Here is a 17405-nt window from a genome sequence, read left to right on the forward strand (position 1 = left end):
GGGCCTATAAGATGAACATCAAACCCAGCGCCCCGCCAGGATCCACCTCGGTGCGATGGCAGCTGTGGATCGTGGCTTTCGGCTTCTTTATGCAGACGCTGGATACCACCATCGTCAATACCGCGTTGCCCTCCATGGCGGCCAGCCTGGGGGAAAACCCGCTGCGCATGCAATCGGTGATTGTTTCCTATGTGTTGACGGTTGCCGTAATGCTACCTGCCAGCGGCTGGCTGGCGGATCGGGTTGGCGTCAAACGGGTGTTCTTCAGCGCCATCGTGCTGTTCACGCTCGGGTCGATCCTGTGCGCCCGTTCGGAAACCCTGAATGAGCTGGTGGCCTCCCGCGTGATACAGGGCATCGGTGGCGCGATGATGGTGCCGGTCGGCAGGCTGACGGTGATGAAAATCGTCCCGCGTGAACAGTATATGGCGGCGATGACCTTCGTCACCCTGCCCGGCCAGATCGGCCCACTGATGGGGCCTGCATTAGGGGGCTTTCTGGTGCAATATGCCAGTTGGCACTGGATCTTCCTGATCAACATTCCCGTGGGGATCGCCGGAGCGATTGCCACCGCGCTGCTGATGCCCAATTACACCATGCAGACCCGGCGTTTCGATATCAGCGGCTTTATCATGTTGGCGATCGGCATGGCTACGCTGACGCTGGCGCTTGACGGGCATAAAGGCATGGGGCTTTCCTCTGCCACCATCGCCGGGCTGGTGGCAATGGGTTGCGCTGCGCTGGCTGGCTACTGGTTGCACGCCCGTGCTAACAGCCGGGCACTGTTCTCACTGCGGTTATTCAAGACGCAAACCTATCGCGTCGGCCTGACCGGCAGCCTGTTGGGGCGGATTGGCAGCGGTATGTTGCCCTTTATGACCCCGTTATTTCTCCAGGTGGGCATGGGTTTTTCCCCTTTCCACGCCGGGTTGATGATGATCCCGATGATCATCGGCAGCATGGGCATGAAGCGCATCGTGGTGCAGGTGGTTAACCGCTTCGGTTATCGTAATGTGCTGGTGGCCGCCACGCTGATGCTGGCGCTGGTCACCCTGAGTTTTCCGCTAGTGGCGATGCTGGGCTGGGTTTATCTGCTGCCAGTGGTACTGTTCTTTCAGGGCATGGTTAACGCCCTGCGTTTTTCCGCCATGAATACCCTGACGCTGAAAGATCTGCCCGATCGGCTGGCCAGCAGCGGCAACAGCCTGCTGTCGATGGTGATGCAGCTATCCATGAGCCTGGGCGTCAGCATTGCCGGGATCCTGATTGGCAGCTTCGCGCATCATCAGGTGGTGGCCGATAGCCCGGCTATCCACAACGCCTTTATCTACAGCTATGGCTGCATGGCGCTGATTATTGCCCTGCCGGCGCTGGCTTTCGCTCGCGTACCGACCGACATCGCCCCCAACCGCACGTTGACCAAAGAGCCGGGCACCGGCTCCACGAGGACACAATGAGAATTGGCATAACCGGCAAGCTGTTTATGGCGATCTTCGCCACCTGCATGTTGGTGTTGATCACCATGCACTGGGGCGTACGCGTCAGCTTTGAACGGGGTTTTATCGATTACATCAAGCACAGCAATGAGCAACGCATCAGCATGCTCGGCGACGCGTTGGAAGATCAGTATCGCCGCCACGGCAACTGGGAATTTCTGCGTAACAACGATCAGGTGGTGTATCAGATCATGCGTTCGTTTGAGCAGAACAGCGACAGCAGCCACAATCTGCCCCCCAAGGGCTGGCGCACCCAATTCTGGGTGGTGGACAGCCAGTATAACCGGCTGGTGGGTCATTCCGGCCCGATCCCTAAAGAGAGCACCCGCCACCCGATCCACTACAACAATCAGATCGTCGGTTGGGTGGTAGCTACCCCGCCGGAAAAACTGACGCGCAATGCCGACATCAACTTCGATCGCCAACAGCGGCGCACCAGTTGGATGATCGTTGGGCTATCCACCTTGTTGGCAGCGGCAGTGACCTGGCTGATGTCGCGCGGCCTGCTGGCACCGGTTAAACGCCTGGTGGGCGGCACCCATCGACTGGCTGCGGGTGATTTCAGCGCTCGGGTGGCGGTTAGCAGCCAAGATGAGCTGGGCCGGTTGGCGCAGGATTTCAACCAGCTTGCCACCTCGCTGGAAAAGAACGAACAGATGCGGCGGGCGCTAATGGCGGATGTTTCCCACGAGTTGCGTACCCCACTGGCAGTATTGCGTGGCGAGTTAGAAGCGCTGCAAGACGGCGTTCGCCAACCCACACCGGCTTCGCTTAGTTCGCTACAGGCGGAAGTCTCAACCCTCACCAAATTGGTGGACGATCTGCACCAGTTATCACTCTCCGATCTCGGTGCCCTCGCCTACCGTAAATTGCCGGTGGATTGCGTGCATCTGGTGCAGATCGCAGTGGCGGCCTTCCGTGAACGTTTTCATGCCAAGCAGTTGGAAATCGTCACCTACCTGCCGGAGCAGATGCCATTGTTTGGCGATCCTGACCGACTGCTCCAGTTATTCAACAACCTGTTGGAAAACAGCCAACGCTATACCGATGCCGGTGGTCGGCTGGAGATTGGTATCGAACGCCTGCCGGGAACGGTGCGGATTTACTGGCAGGACAGCGCCCCTGGAGTGAACGACGAGCAACTGGCTCTCATCTTCGAACGCTTTTATCGCACTGAAGGTTCGAGGAACCGTGCCAGCGGCGGTTCGGGGCTAGGGCTCTCCATCTGTCAGAACATTGTGGAGGCACACGGCGGCGAGATCCGTGCACAACACTCGCCTTTAGGCGGCGTGCGCATTACAGTAGATTTCCCCATCTCTGGTGAATAATAAGGTTGTTTGATGGAAAACCAAAATCAGCCACTACAGATCATGATTGTGGAAGATGAACCCAAGCTGGGCCAGCTGTTGGTCGATTATCTGCAGGCGGCTGGCTACGCCACCCGCTGGCTGAGCAACGGCAGCGAGGTGATCCCGGCGGTGCATGAGCAGCCACCGGCGCTTATTTTGCTGGATTTGATGCTGCCAGGCTGCGATGGCTTAACCATTTGCCGTGAGCTACGGCGCTTTACCGACATCCCCGTCATCATGGTGACCGCCAAAATCGAGGAGATCGACCGGCTGCTGGGGTTGGAGATCGGGGCAGATGACTACATCTGCAAACCTTACAGCCCGCGCGAAGTGGTTGCCAGGGTGAAAACCATTTTGCGCCGTTGCTACCGGCCCCAGGAACATAGCGATGATGATTCACTGTTGCATATTGATGAGCCACGCTTTCAGGCCAGCTATCAGGGCCATATCCTGGATCTGACACCGGCGGAATTCCGCCTGCTGAAAACCCTGGCCTGCCAGCCGGGCAACGTGTTTTCACGCGAACAGTTGCTGAACAATCTGTACGACGATTACCGGGTGGTAACCGATCGCACCATCGATAGCCATATCAAGAATCTGCGCCGCAAGCTGGAGCTGATCGACGGCGACAAGGCGTTTATCCGTTCGGTTTATGGGGTGGGCTACCGCTGGGAAGCCGAACAGTGCCGGTTGGTCAATGGGTTGTGACGCTTACTGCGTCCAGTCTTCCACCTCAAGCTCCGCGACCATAGTGAAAGCCCGATCGCTAGTCACTATGGTTGCACCACGGCTTACCGCATGTGCGGCAATCAGCTGATCCAGCGCCCCCAGCGGTCTGCCTTGTTTTTCCATGCTTGCGCGCATGACTCCATAGCAATGTGCCGCCGCAGAGTCCCAGGAGTAAACGGTGACGGCGTCCAGGAACATCATCACCGTCTGTTTTAGCGCCTTGTTCTGCCGCTTGGCTACGCCATAAAGCAGTTCCGCCTGGGTGATGCTGGAAATGCACACCGACGATGGCGGTACCCGCTCCATCGCCGCAAGCAGCCGGGGATGTTGACGAAAAAGCAGGCTCACCGTGTTAGTGTCGAACATATTTTTTATTCGCATAAGGAATGCGGATATCAGCCACCCTATCCTCTCAACGTAGCAAAATCATCTGCCGTCGAACGTTTTGTGCCAACGATGCGAACCGTTACGCAATCGCCAATGCAACCAGGGCAACCTGCCCCCAGGCCAACCTGGCCAGGAGCACAAAAAGCCCCCCATTTCTGTGCACTGGTACGCATTACTTCACCGTTAAAAAAACGCTTGCTGAGACATTAGCTACACTTATCTCACTTATTGGCACTAATCAGGAGCAGGACCATGGCAAGCGGACATTATGAGCTGACAAAATCGAGCAACGGGCAGTATCACTTCAACCTGAAGGCCAGCAATGGCGAGATCATTCTCTCCAGCGAGATGTATGCCAGCAAAGCCTCGGCGGAAAACGGGATTGCGTCCGTGCAAACCAATTCGCCTAATGAGGCGCAGTTTGAAGTGAAAGTCAGCAGCAACAACAAACCCTATTTCGTGCTGAAAGCCAAAAACCATCAGGTGATTGGCACCAGCCAGATGTACAGCTCGGATAGCGCAGCGAAAAGCGGGATTCAGTCGGTGATCAAGAATGGCCCTACAACAGATGTGCGTGATTTAAGCGTATAAATCTCATCAGGCCTGCGCGCGGTATCCGCTACCGCGCGGTTTTTCTGATGATGAAGATCAATCTCCCTTTAAAATTTCCGGTTAATTGCTGATTTCTTGGCGGGCTGCCGCTACAATCCCCCGCTTTCACTGCGCCATTGGGTGGCGCGGTGCTGACCTGAAATCAGACCGAGAATCACTATGTTTACACCAGAACTCCTCTCCCCGGCGGGAACGCTGAAAAACATGCGTTACGCCTTTGCCTATGGGGCCGATGCGGTTTACGCTGGCCAGCCGCGTTATAGCCTACGGGTACGTAATAACGAATTTAACCACGAGAACCTGCAGCTTGGGATTAACGAAGCCCATGCGCTAGGCAAAAGGTTCTACGTGGTGGTTAACATCGCTCCACACAACGCCAAACTGAAAACCTTCCTGCGTGACCTGAAACCGGTGATCGACATGGGCCCGGACGCGCTGATCATGTCCGACCCCGGTTTGATCATGATGGTGCGCGAAGCCTTCCCGCAGATGGACATTCACCTCTCGGTGCAGGCTAACGCGGTGAACTGGGCAACGGTGAAGTTCTGGCAGCAGATGGGCTTGACGCGAGTGATCCTTTCCCGCGAGCTGTCGCTGGATGAAGTGGCGGAAATCCGTAGCCAGGTGCCAGAAATGGAGCTGGAGATCTTCGTGCATGGCGCACTGTGCATGGCCTATTCCGGCCGTTGCCTGCTTTCCGGTTACATCAACAAACGCGATCCCAATCAAGGCACCTGCACCAATGCCTGCCGCTGGCAGTACAAGGCAGAAGAAGGCAAGGAAGATGATACCGGCAGCATCGTGCATCTGCATGAGCCTATCGCGGTGCAAAACGTTGAGCCGACGCTGGGCATTGGCGCGCCAACCGATAAAGTCTTTATGCTTTCCGAAGCGCAAAAACCCGGCGAGTACATGAGCGCGTTTGAGGACGAGCACGGTACCTACATCATGAACTCAAAAGATCTGCGAGCCATCCAGCACGTAGAGCGGCTCACCCAGTTGGGCGTACATTCGCTGAAGATTGAAGGCCGTACCAAGTCGTTTTATTACTGCGCCCGCACCGCACAGGTTTATCGCCGTGCCATTGACGACGCCGTTGCCGGTAAACCCTTCGATCCTAGCCTGCTGACCACGCTGGAAGGCCTGGCTCATCGTGGCTATACCGAAGGTTTCCTGCGCCGCCATACGCACGATGCCCACCAGAACTATGATTACGGCTCCTCCATTTCCGAACTGCAACAGTTTGTCGGGGAATTTACCGGGGTGCGCCGTAACGGCTGGGCGGAAGTGGATGTAAAAAATAAATTCCTGGTCGGCGACAGCGTAGAGATGATGACGCCAGGGGGTAACGTGTTGTTTACTCTGGAAAGCCTGCAAAACAAGAAGGGCGAGACGATCGATGTCGCGCCGGGCAACGGCCATATCGTTTATTTGCCGATCCCCGAGGATATCGACCTCAATTATGCGTTATTGATCCGCAATTTGCCGCAGGACGATAGCCAGAACGGTTAAGATGTTTATCGCCACCCACCTGGGTGGCAATTTTTGGCAAATATTAGAATCAGATCACATCAATTAGCGCGCAGCTTGGTTATTATCAGGCTGCTTAAAACTAATAACGAAAATATTTGCATAGCAATACTAGGAACCACCTCCTTAGCCAGCCCAATCTCCCTTGGGTTGGCCTTTTCTTTTTTATCCCCTTTAATTTCAATCAGCTGCAAATTTCATTGGTATTTTTAGGATATTTCTTGCATTACGCCAAGCGGTGTATCATTTTCCCTGCAATATATAAATTATTCTATAGCGATTAATAAGGTCGTTAATACCAACGCTTAACTCGCGTGAGAGAAAAGTATTACCCCCATTGGGCATTGACTATATAAATACCCTGTAGCAGCCAAACTCGGCATTACCTGAATATTCTTATGGCCCGCCGCTGGCTTGTGGTTTATCGTTAACGGCTTGGGTTAGGGGGTTAGCTACATGGCAACCCATCTGGCCACCCTTTGACAGCCGATTCGTTTTTCGCCACAAGGATCAGGAATGCACCAATATGCACCAGCACTGCTTATCATCAATGGTAAAAGTTCCGGCAACGAGGAAGTTCGCGCAGCGGTGAATCAGTTGCGTAATGAGGGCCAGACCCTGCATGTCCGCGTCACCTGGGAACTGGGGGATGCCGCTCGTTACGTCAAAGAGGCTAGCCAACTGAGGGTTGAAACCGTGATCGCCGGTGGTGGCGACGGCACCATCAACGAGGTCGCTGCCGCATTGGCACAACTCCCCGCAGAATCTCGCCCAATACTCGGCATACTACCGCTGGGGACCGCCAACGACTTTGCTACCGCCTGCTCTATTCCCCTACAGCCAGATTTTGCCTTGCAGTTAGCCATCAAGGGCCGAGCGGTGCCGATCGATCTGGCCAAAGTCAATGACGAGCGCTATTTCATCAATATGGCAACCGGCGGCTTTGGCACCCGCATCACCACCGAAACCCCGGAAAAACTGAAGGCTGCGCTGGGGGGCGTTTCTTATTTCATCCATGGGCTGCTGCGTCTGGATGCACTGAAAGCCGACAACTGCGAGATCCGCGGGCCAGACTTCCATTGGGCCGGAGAAGCGCTGGTGATCGGTATCGGCAACGGCAGGCAGGCCGGGGGTGGGCAGAAGCTTTGTCCTGGCGCGCTGATCAACGATGGTTTATTGCAGGTTCGCCTGCTCACTGCCGAAGAGTTGCTGCCTACGCTGGTCAATATCTTGTTTAGCGGTGAGGAAAACAGCAACGTAGTTGATGCCTCATTGCCATGGCTGGAAATCACCGCGCCACATGAAATAACCTTTAACCTTGATGGCGAACCGCTGAAAGGTCGTGATTTCCGCATTGAGGTGCTGCCTAATGCTATCGAGTGCCGCTTACCGCCAAATTGCGATCTGCTAGGATAAGCAAATAAGCCGCGTGCTCAGATCGAGCAGGCTTTAGCCCGACGTAACTCCCCTCACCCTCTCCACAAGGAGAGGGGACGGTACGTGCTACAAATCAGCATCCACACCTGACCTTATCACCAAATCAGCTCCCTCTCCCTGTTGGAGAGGATTGGGGTGAGGGGCTGGTGCGACAAATTAACTTCCGCTCCTGAACACACCTGCGAACCAACTTCCCTCTTTTTACCTCAAGATAAAACCACCTCCCCATGCCTGCGATCCACCAATAAATGTGATCTTCAGCGGCAATTCTCACAAATCATACTTGTATGGTAGTTAGTTCAAGGTTAATTTCCGCCCATACGTTATCAGCAACAACAGGATGTGGAAGTCATGAAAATTGTTAAAGCCGAGGTGTTTGTCACCTGCCCTGGAAGAAATTTCGTCACCTTGAAGATCACTACCGACTGCGGGCTAACCGGGATCGGCGATGCAACCCTGAACGGCCGTGAACTGCCGGTCGCGTCTTACCTGGAAGACCACGTCTGCCCGCAGTTGATTGGCCGCGATGCTCACCAGATCGAAGATATCTGGCAGTACTTCTACAAAGGTGCTTACTGGCGCCGTGGCCCGGTGACTATGTCGGCAATCTCTGCGGTGGATACGGCATTGTGGGATATCAAGGCCAAAGCCGCCAATATGCCGCTGTACCAGTTGCTGGGTGGCGCTTCACGTACCGGCGTCATGGTGTATTGCCACACCACCGGCCACTCGATTGACGAAGTGTTGGACGATTATGCCAAGCACAAGGAGCTGGGCTTCAAGGCGATCCGCGCTCAATGTGGCGTACCTGGGATGAAAACAACCTACGGCATGGCCAAGGGCAAAGGCCTGGCGTATGAGCCTGCGACCAAAGGTAACTGGCCGGAAGAGCAGCTGTGGTCAACCGAGAAATACCTCGATTTCACCCCTAAATTGTTTGAAGCCGTGCGTGACAAATTCGGTTTTGACGAACATCTGCTGCATGACATGCATCACCGCCTGACGCCGATCGAAGCGGCCCGCTTTGGCAAAAGCGTTGAGCAATATCGCCTGTTCTGGATGGAAGATCCTACCCCGGCCGAAAACCAGGAGTGCTTCCGCCTGATCCGCCAGCATACCGTGACCCCGATTGCGGTCGGTGAGGTGTTCAACAGCATCTGGGACTGCAAACAGCTGATTGAAGAGCAACTGATCGATTACATCCGCACCACCATCACCCACGCCGGGGGCATCACCGGCATGCGCCGTATCGCCGATTTCGCTTCGCTGTATCAGGTGCGTACCGGCTCACACGGCCCTTCCGATCTTTCACCAATCTGCATGGCGGCGGCGTTGCACTTTGACCTGTGGGTGCCGAACTTCGGCGTGCAGGAATATATGGGCTACTCCGAACAGATGCTGGAAGTGTTCCCACATAACTGGACGTTTGACAACGGCTATATGCATCCAGGCGAAAAACCAGGGTTGGGCATCGAGTTTGACGAAAAACTGGCTGCCAAATATCCCTACGATCCAGCCTACCTGCCGGTAGCGCGCCTGGAAGACGGCACCCTGTGGAACTGGTAAACCGAGGTATTTCTATGAAAAGCATTACTGTTCAACAGCCAGGGCAATTGGTGATTGAAGAACGCCCGATGCCCTCACCGCAGCAGGGTGAAGTCCGGATCCGTGTGGCTAGCGCCGGGATCTGCGGTTCCGACGTGCATATCTACCGTGGCCATAACCCGTTTGCCAAATACCCGCGCGTGATCGGCCATGAGTTCTTTGGCCATATCGACGCTATTGGCGAAGGTGTCGACCCGTCACGCATCGGCGAACGCGTGGTGGGCGATCCGGTCGTCAGCTGCGGCCATTGCTATCCCTGCTCGGTGGGCAGGCCAAACGTCTGCACCGAACTGCAGGTCATTGGCGTGCACCGTGACGGCGGATTCAGTGAATATGTGACGCTACCGGCTCAAAATGCCCATCGGGTGCCGGACAGCATTCCAGACAACGAAGCCACGATGGTCGAACCCTTCACCATTGCTGCCAACATCTGTAGCCAACTGCAACCGGGCCCGTTAGATGTGGCATTGGTGTATGGTGCCGGGCCGATGGGCCTCACCTCTATTCAGGCACTGCGCGGCGTTTACGGCGTTAAACAGATTGTGGTGGCTGACCGTATCGATGAGCGTCTGGCTATGGCCACCGCCAACGGCGCGGATGTGGTAATCAACAACAGCCAGCTTGATTTGACCAACGAGTTACAAAAACTCGGCATCCGGCCAACGCTGATCATCGATGCTGCCTGCCACCCGGCCATTCTGCCGGAGGCGATCGGCTTGGCTTCTCCCGCCGCACGCATTGGCATTATGGGCTTCTCTGCCGAGCCCTGCGTGATCAGCCAGCAAGCCATTACCAGCAAAGAGATCTCGATTTACAGCTCCCGCCTCAACAGCAACCGCTTCCCGCAGGTGATTGCCTGGATGACGCAACGCCAGATCCAACCAGAGAAGTTGATCACCCATCAGTTTGCGTTTACGCAAGTGCTTGAAGCGATGGAGATCTTCGAAAAAGACCAAAAGCAGTGCTGTAAGGTTTTACTGAAATTCTGACCTGACCACTTTCCAGCTATGGCCTGCTGTAGCTGGAGAGAAACAGGGGCTTCTGACCCTAATCTTTGCCGTCCTTACAACAACAATTTGCAGAGAACAGAACAATGATGAACGCAAAAATTGACAACACTCAGCCGGAAAGAAGTACCTCGGATCTGATCAAGGCGGCCGTTTCCGGCTGGCTTGGTACCGCACTGGAATTTATGGATTTTCAGCTTTATTCGCTAGGTGCAGCATTAGTCTTCCATGAAATATTTTTCCCGGAACAGTCTGCCGCCATGGCGTTAATCTTGGCGATGGGAACCTACGGCGCGGGTTATATCGCCCGTATTGCGGGTGCCTTCTTCTTTGGACGCATGGGGGATACCATCGGCCGTAAAAGGGTGCTGTTTATTACCATTACCATGATGGGGATCTGCACCACCTTAATCGGCGTGCTGCCAACCTATGCGCAAATCGGTATTTTCGCCCCTCTATTACTGGTGTTACTGCGTATTATTCAAGGGCTGGGTGCCGGTGCGGAAATATCCGGAGCCGGAACCATGTTGGCGGAATATGCGCCTAAGGGTAAACGCGGGATTATCTCTTCCCTGGTTGCCATGGGCACCAACTGTGGCACGCTGTCGGCAACCGCCATCTGGGCCGTCATGTTCTTCTTCCTGTCTAAAGAAGAACTGCTGGCCTGGGGCTGGCGCGTACCTTTCCTGGCCAGCGTGGTCGTCATGCTGTTCGCCATCTGGCTGCGTATGAACCTGAAAGAGAGCCCGGTGTTTGAGAAGGTTAACGACGACAGCACCACCGCAACATCGGCACACGCCGTGGCTGACAATACCCATTCGCTGTCGGCGATGTTCAGCAGTAAATCCTTCTGGCTGGCTACCGGGCTGCGTTTTGGCCAGGCAGGCAATTCCGGTCTGATCCAGACCTTCCTGGCCGGTTATCTGGTGCAAACGCTGCTGTTTGAGAAGGCTATCCCAACCGACGCCTTGATGATCAGCTCCGCCATTGGCTTTATTACCATCCCGTTCCTTGGCTGGCTCTCCGACAAGATCGGCCGCCGGGTGCCTTATATCTTGGTCAATATCTCCGCCATCATTCTGGCTTACCCCATGATTTCGATGATTGTGGATAAGACCAATGAGGTGAACGTGATTATGGCCTCGATCATTATTATCCATAACGTCGCGGTGCTGGGCCTGTTTGCGCTGGAAAACATCACCATGGCGGAAATGTTTGGCTCACGTAACCGTTTTACCCGCATGGCGATCTCCAAAGAGGCCGGTGGTTTGGTGGCGGTCGGCTTCGGCCCGGTATTGGCCGGCATCTTCTGCAATATGACCGACTCCTGGTGGCCAATCGCCGTCATGATGATCGTCTACTCCGTTATCGGCTTGCTGGCAGCGATATTGATGCCAGAAGTCAGAGATCGCGACCTGAGCCTGGCGGAAGATGCCGCAGAAAGCCCAGTGCTGCCGATAGCCCAACGCGTCAGCAGTCATTAATCCCCTTCAATTCTCTGCCGCAGAGAAGGTTCTGCGGCAATCAGACCATTACACAGTGAGTTTTAACATGGATACCAAGCTGTTAGCAGCCAACGCCATTGTTCCGCAGTACGATCGTAGCAAACTGGTTCCACGCCTGGTTCATCTGGGCTTTGGTGCCTTTCATCGCGCCCACCAGGCGCTATACGCCGATATCCTGGCACAGGAGCACGGCAGCGACTGGGGATATTGCGAAATCAACCTGATCGGTGGCGAACAGCAAATCGCCGATCTCAAACAGCAAGATATGCTCTACAGCGTGGCCGAAATGTCAGCCGATGCCTGGCAATGCAGAGTGGTGGGCGTAGTAAAACAGGCGCTGCATGCGCAAGTTGACGGGCTGGACGCCGTATTCCAGGCCCTGGCCCAGCCCGAAGTGGCGATTGTGTCCATGACCATCACCGAAAAAGGCTACTGTCATTCCCCCGCCACCGGCCAGTTGCAGCTGGATCATCCGTTGATTGTGCGGGATCTGGCTAATCCACATCACCCACAGAGCGCCGTTGGGGTCATCGTCGCAGCCTTAGCTCAGCGTAAAGCGGACGGGCAACCTGCGTTCAGCGTAATGTCTTGCGACAATATGCCGGAAAACGGCCATGTCACCCGTAACGTGATCACCGCCTATGCCAAAGCGCTCGATCCGGCGTTGGCAACGTGGATCGAAACCCACGTCACCTTCCCTTCCACCATGGTCGATCGCATCGTGCCAGCCGTGACGCCAGACACCCTGGCCCAGGTCGCACAGCAAACCGGCGTGCAGGATCCGGCAGCCGTAGCCTGCGAGCCGTTCCGCCAATGGGTGATTGAGGACAATTTTGTCGCGGGCCGCCCGGCATGGGAACAAGCCGGTGCCGAACTGGTCAGCGATGTTTTGCCGTTCGAAGAGATGAAGCTGCGTATGCTGAACGGTAGCCACTCGTTCCTGGCCTATCTGGGTTATTTAGCCGGTTACCAACATATCAGCGACTGTATGCAGGATGCGCATTACGTCAATGCCGCCCGCCATCTGATGCTGGCTGAGCAGGCTCCCACGCTGAACACCCCGGGCACCGATCTGGAGAAATACGCCGATTCCCTGCTGGCACGCTATCGCAACACGGCGTTGAAGCACCGCACCTGGCAAATCGCCATGGACGGTACGCAAAAGATGCCGCAGCGCATGCTGGATTCGGTGCGCTGGCATCTGGCCAACGGTAGTGATTTTGACTGTCTGGCGCTGGGCGTAGCGGGTTGGATGCGTTACGTCGGCGGTAAGGACGAACAGGGTCAACCGATCGACATCAGCGATCCATTGCGTGAGGAAATTGCCCGGCGCGTCGCCAACAGTGCTGAAGGTGAGCCTCGCGTGATGGCGTTACTGCAAATGACCTCGGTATTCGGACGCGACCTGCCAGATAACCAACGCTTCGTCAATGCCGTGACCAACGCTTATCTGGCGCTGTTGGCGCGGGGAGCGAAAGCAACGGTGGCAAGAGTGCTGGCGCGCTAAGAGCAAAGCATAGAATGCGGGTGGATTTATCCGCCCTCTTTCACAGGTTAATCTGCTAGTATGGTGGCATTCACTACTACTCTCATATATTGATTGTCGCCATGTCAGAATCGTACGTCCTCACGAATAATGTCCCGGTCAATCAGCAGATCTATCGTTTCCTGCGCAAAGATATCGTCGATTGCACCATCCCTCCGGGCACGTTGCTTTCCGAGAAAGAGATCTCCACCCGTTTCAGCGTTTCACGCCAACCGGTGCGCGAGGCCTTCATCAAACTGGCTGAAGCGGGGCTGGTGCAGATCTTGCCGCAACGCGGTACCTTCGTGATGAAAATTTCCGCCAAACGAGTGGCCGACGGGCGCTTTATCCGTCAGGCGGTGGAATGTGCCATCGTGCGGCGAGTTGCCACCACCATCACCCCCGAGCAGTTGATGACGCTGGAGCATAACCTGCATCGCCAGGAGCTGGCGGCACAGAATAATCAGATCCGTGAGTTTTTGGCGCTGGACGACGAATTCCACCATCTGCTGACGCAAATGGCCAACTGTGCCCTGGCGTGGGAAACCATCGAGACCATCAAAGCGACGATGGATCGGGTGCGCTTCCTCAGCCTGAGCGAAGTGTCACCGCCGGAGAATCTGATCCACCAGCATTACCGTATTTTTGAGGCGCTGAAAGCCCAGGATCCAGATGCGGCGGAGCGGGCTATTCACGAGCATTTACAAGAGATGATCTATTCGATCACCCCGATTGCCCTGCAAAACACCGACTGGTTTGAAGCCGAGTAAAAACTGTTCCCCTCTCCGGCCAGGAAAGGGGACACCATCAACAAGCGCTCACTCGCAAATTTTGCCTTCTAAATAGCATTTCTTCTCAATCGCATCTATTGTCTCTTCGCATCATCAGGTTTTGATTAGTATCTTTTGCATAGCTTCAATCACCGCTTTTGACTACGCCGGTGGCCAAATACCCAGAGTTACCGGTGTATAGGAAGCTTTAACGGGAGTGAATCATGACGGATATTGCACAATTGTTAGGTAAGGAAGCGGAAGACCTTCTGCAACACCGCTGCACCACCATCCCTGCGGAAAATCTGTACCTGCCCGGTGGCGACTTTGTTGATCGGGTGATGATCGACAACAACCGCCCAAACAGCGTGCTGCGCTCAATGCAAACCTTGCTCAACCATGGCCGCCTGGCGGGCACCGGTTACCTATCGATCCTGCCGGTCGATCAAGGCGTGGAGCACTCTGCCGGGGCCTCGTTTGCCGCTAACCCGCTCTATTTTGATCCGAAAAATATCGTTGAACTGGCGATCGAAGCCGGGTGTAACTGCGTGGCATCCACTTACGGCGTGCTGGCTTCGGTCTCCCGCCGCTACGCCCACAAGATCCCGTTCCTGGTCAAACTGAACCACAACGAAACCCTGAGCTATCCAACGCAATACGACCAGACCCTGTATGCCAGCGTTGAGCAGGCGTTTAATATGGGCGCGGTGGCGGTTGGTGCAACCATTTACTTCGGTTCCGAGCAATCACGCCGCCAGATTGAAGAGATCTCGATTGCCTTTGAGCGCGCTCACGAACTGGGCATGGTGACCGTTTTGTGGGCCTATCTACGTAACCCTGCGTTCAATAAGGATGGCGTCGATTATCATTCCAGCGCCGATCTGACCGGCCAAGCCAACCACATTGCGGCTACCATCGGTGCCGATATCGTTAAACAGAAAATGGCCGAGAACAACGGCGGCTACCGTGCGGTGAAATTCGGTTATACCGACGATCGCGTCTATGACAAGCTGACCACCGATCACCCAATCGATCTGGTGCGCTACCAGTTGGCAAACTGCTACATGGGCCGTGCCGGTTTAATCAACTCTGGCGGCGCGGCAGGGGAAAATGACCTGCAAGAGTCAGTGCGTACCGCCGTGATCAACAAGCGGGCTGGCGGGATGGGTCTGATCCTGGGGCGTAAAGCGTTCAAGAAATCGATGAAGGATGGCATCGCCCTGATCAATGCCGTGCAGGACACCTATCTCGACAGCAGCGTCACCATCGCTTAATCATTATTTATCAAATCATTAGTCTTCAAGGCTCAGCTCTGCTGGGCCTTTTTCATGTCCTAACCCTTCTATCCTTTCATAATTAATTACTTTTCTTTCATCTTTAACTTTCACAATAAAATATTTATCTTTCAAAGTGTGATCCATTTAAAACAAAAACCGCAGCAAAGTGGTTACTGTATGACCCATGGCGACAGAGCCGCACTTCGCTCCAGGCCATAGCATCCATCACAGGAGAAAAAAATGATTGAGCTAATAACCCACGGAGCCGAATGGTTTATCGGCCTGTTCCAAAAAGGCGGGGAAGTGTTTGTCGGTATGGTGACCGGCATTTTACCGTTGTTGATCAGCCTGTTAGTTATCATGAACGCGTTGATCAACTTTGTTGGCCAGGAACGTATCGAACGCTTGGCACAGCGCTGTGCCGGTAACCCGGTTTCACGCTACCTGCTACTCCCCTTGATCGGCACCTTTGTGTTTTGTAATCCGATGACGTTGAGTCTCGGACGTTTTATGCCAGAGAAATATAAACCCAGTTATTACGCCGCAGCCTCCTACAGTTGCCACTCTATGAACGGCCTGTTCCCCCATATCAACCCTGGCGAACTGTTCGTTTACCTCGGAATTGCCAGCGGTTTGACCACGCTTGGCCTGCCGTTGGCTCCTCTGGCAGTGAGTTATTTCCTGGTTGGGCTGTTCACCAACTTCTTCCGCGGTTGGATCACCGATCTCACCACCAGCGTATTTGAACGCAAGATGGGCATCCAACTGGATCGCCAGGTTCAACTTTAATTTGTGGAGCGCAGCATGAGTGCTTATATCCGTATTGAGAAAGGTGCAGGCGGCTGGGGTGGCCCACTACAGTTACCTATCGAGCCAGGTAAGAAAATCGTCTATATCACCGCCGGTACCCGCCCGGCGATCGTCGACAAACTCAGCGATTTAACCGGCTGGCCTGCGGTAGACGGTTTCAAAGAAGGCGAACCACCGGCGGAAGAGATTGGTCTGGCGATTATTGACTGTGGGGGGACGTTGCGTTGTGGCATCTACCCTAAACGCCGCATCCCAACCATCAATATTCATTCAACTGGCCGTTCTGGCCCGCTGGCGCAGTTTATTCTGGAGGATATTTACGTTTCCGGCGTGCGGGAAAACAACATCAGCCTGATTGAGGTTGCACAAGGGTCTGAAACTCCTCTGCCCACTGAAAAACAGCCACAACCAAAGGTACGTGACTACGATACCAGCAAAAAAATCACCGAACAGAGCGATGGCCTGTTGGCAAAAGTCGGGATGGGTATGGGGTCAGTTGTAGCGGTGTTTTTCCAGGCCGGACGTGACACCATCGACACCGTGTTAAAAACCATTTTGCCGTTTATGGCCTTCGTCTCGGCGCTGATCGGCATCATCATGGCCTCTGGTCTGGGTGACTTTATCGCCCACGGCCTGACGCCGCTGGCCAACAGCCCAATCGGCTTGGTGACATTGGCGCTGATCTGTTCCTTCCCCCTGCTTTCACCGTTCCTCGGCCCTGGCGCCGTCATCGCTCAGGTCATCGGCGTATTGGTGGGCGTACAGATTGGTCTTGGCCATATCCCCCCTCAGTTGGCGCTCCCGGCGCTGTTCGCCATTAACGCCCAGGCCGCCTGCGACTTTATCCCGGTGGGTCTGTCCCTGGCAGAGGCCAAGCAGGATACGGTGCGTGTCGGCGTCCCTTCGGTATTGGTTGGGCGCTTCCTCACTGGCGCACCTACGGTACTGATCGCCTGGGCCGCATCGGCCTTTATCTATCAATAAATTGCCCGGAGGAAAACCATGAGCACCATTTTCCAGACCACGATCACCCAGATTGGCGGCTGCGCCCGTGACGCACTGTTGGACAACATGCTGATCACCTTCCGCGAAGGCGCACCGGCAGATATTGAAGAGTACTGCTTCATCCACCAGCACGGCGAGACCGCCGGTGAATTACAAACCGGGGGCGTAATGGAACTTGGCAACCGGCGCTACCCCATCACCGCTGTCGGAAAGGTTGCCACCCAGAACCTGCGCGAATTGGGCCATATCACCGTACGTTTTGATGGAGAAACTCAGGCCGAATTCCCTGGCACGATCCACGTAACAGGCAGCACGCCCGCTGATATCCCGTTAGGCAGCACACTGAAATTTATCGCATAAG

General features: G+C 55.1%; 16 protein-coding genes. 15 read left to right on the forward strand and 1 reads right to left on the reverse strand.

Annotated features, from left to right (window positions below):
• The first annotated feature begins 11 nt into the window (after positions 1 to 11).
• From A6U95_RS25790 to baeR, 3 genes are read left to right on the forward strand one after another with little or no spacing between them, the layout of a single operon-like run.
• Positions 12 to 1457 carry an MFS transporter gene (locus tag A6U95_RS25790; protein ID WP_065686565.1) on the forward strand — a complete coding sequence of 482 codons (1446 nt, stop codon included), beginning with the start codon at positions 12 to 14 and terminating at the stop codon, positions 1455 to 1457.
• A complete protein-coding gene (gene baeS / locus A6U95_RS25795) occupies positions 1454 to 2824 on the forward strand; it encodes a two-component system sensor histidine kinase BaeS (RefSeq protein ID WP_065686566.1) in 1371 nt (456 codons plus the stop codon). Before A6U95_RS25790 ends, baeS begins: the two co-directional genes overlap by 4 nt.
• 12 nt (positions 2825 to 2836) lie before the next feature.
• A complete protein-coding gene (gene baeR / locus A6U95_RS25800; RefSeq protein ID WP_065686567.1) occupies positions 2837 to 3553 on the forward strand; it encodes a two-component system response regulator BaeR in 717 nt (238 codons plus the stop codon).
• Between the two features lie 3 nt (positions 3554 to 3556).
• Here baeR and A6U95_RS25805 read toward each other — a convergent pair whose 3' ends face one another.
• Positions 3557 to 3940 carry a type II toxin-antitoxin system VapC family toxin gene (locus tag A6U95_RS25805; protein ID WP_065686568.1) on the reverse strand — a complete coding sequence of 128 codons (384 nt, stop codon included), beginning with the start codon at positions 3938 to 3940 and terminating at the stop codon, positions 3557 to 3559.
• Between the two features lie 273 nt (positions 3941 to 4213).
• Here A6U95_RS25805 and A6U95_RS25810 point away from each other — a divergent pair, with 273 nt between their 5' ends.
• From A6U95_RS25810 to srlB, 12 genes are all read left to right on the forward strand, one after another.
• Entirely contained in the window at positions 4214 to 4552 is a 339-nt protein-coding gene (locus A6U95_RS25810) for a YegP family protein (RefSeq protein WP_024527033.1), read from the forward strand.
• A gap of 180 nt (positions 4553 to 4732) precedes the next feature.
• Positions 4733 to 6085 (forward strand): tRNA 5-hydroxyuridine modification protein YegQ, encoded by a 1353-nt coding sequence (yegQ, locus tag A6U95_RS25815; protein ID WP_021178794.1) that lies wholly within the window; start codon positions 4733 to 4735, stop codon positions 6083 to 6085.
• A gap of 534 nt (positions 6086 to 6619) precedes the next feature.
• The gene (yegS, locus tag A6U95_RS25820; RefSeq protein WP_065686569.1) at positions 6620 to 7519 is read left to right on the forward strand and encodes a lipid kinase YegS; all 900 of its coding nucleotides are present in this window, start codon (positions 6620 to 6622) and stop codon (positions 7517 to 7519) included.
• A gap of 372 nt (positions 7520 to 7891) precedes the next feature.
• The gene (gene manD / locus A6U95_RS25825) at positions 7892 to 9106 is read left to right on the forward strand and encodes a D-mannonate dehydratase ManD (protein ID WP_024486179.1); all 1215 of its coding nucleotides are present in this window, start codon (positions 7892 to 7894) and stop codon (positions 9104 to 9106) included.
• Between the two features lie 14 nt (positions 9107 to 9120).
• Complete coding sequence (locus tag A6U95_RS25830; RefSeq protein WP_065686570.1) at positions 9121 to 10134, forward strand: Zn-dependent oxidoreductase; 1014 nt, start codon at positions 9121 to 9123, stop codon at positions 10132 to 10134.
• Positions 10135 to 10253: 119 nt separating this feature from the next.
• Positions 10254 to 11636, forward strand: coding sequence for an MFS transporter (locus tag A6U95_RS25835; protein WP_139102468.1), 1383 nt, complete (start codon positions 10254 to 10256; stop codon positions 11634 to 11636).
• 67 nt (positions 11637 to 11703) lie between these two features.
• On the forward strand, positions 11704 to 13164 hold the full coding sequence (locus tag A6U95_RS25840) for a fructuronate reductase (RefSeq protein ID WP_065686571.1): 1461 nt from the start codon (positions 11704 to 11706) through the stop codon (positions 13162 to 13164).
• Between the two features lie 101 nt (positions 13165 to 13265).
• Positions 13266 to 13952, forward strand: coding sequence for a GntR family transcriptional regulator (locus tag A6U95_RS25845; protein WP_024527027.1), 687 nt, complete (start codon positions 13266 to 13268; stop codon positions 13950 to 13952).
• A gap of 224 nt (positions 13953 to 14176) precedes the next feature.
• A complete protein-coding gene (gene fbaB, locus A6U95_RS25850) occupies positions 14177 to 15226 on the forward strand; it encodes a class I fructose-bisphosphate aldolase (protein ID WP_065686572.1) in 1050 nt (349 codons plus the stop codon).
• A gap of 243 nt (positions 15227 to 15469) precedes the next feature.
• The gene (locus tag A6U95_RS25855) at positions 15470 to 16018 is read left to right on the forward strand and encodes a PTS glucitol/sorbitol transporter subunit IIC (RefSeq protein ID WP_021178802.1); all 549 of its coding nucleotides are present in this window, start codon (positions 15470 to 15472) and stop codon (positions 16016 to 16018) included.
• Between the two features lie 15 nt (positions 16019 to 16033).
• Positions 16034 to 17023 (forward strand): PTS glucitol/sorbitol transporter subunit IIB, encoded by a 990-nt coding sequence (locus tag A6U95_RS25860; protein WP_024527025.1) that lies wholly within the window; start codon positions 16034 to 16036, stop codon positions 17021 to 17023.
• An 18-nt stretch (positions 17024 to 17041) separates the two neighbouring features.
• On the forward strand, positions 17042 to 17404 hold the full coding sequence (gene srlB / locus A6U95_RS25865) for a PTS glucitol/sorbitol transporter subunit IIA (RefSeq protein WP_065686573.1): 363 nt from the start codon (positions 17042 to 17044) through the stop codon (positions 17402 to 17404).
• Position 17405: the final 1 nt, after the last annotated feature.

The sequence above is a fragment of the Serratia sp. 14-2641 genome, assembly GCF_001692375.1.
GTDB classification, from domain to species: Bacteria; Pseudomonadota; Gammaproteobacteria; order Enterobacterales; family Enterobacteriaceae; genus Chania; species Chania fonticola_C.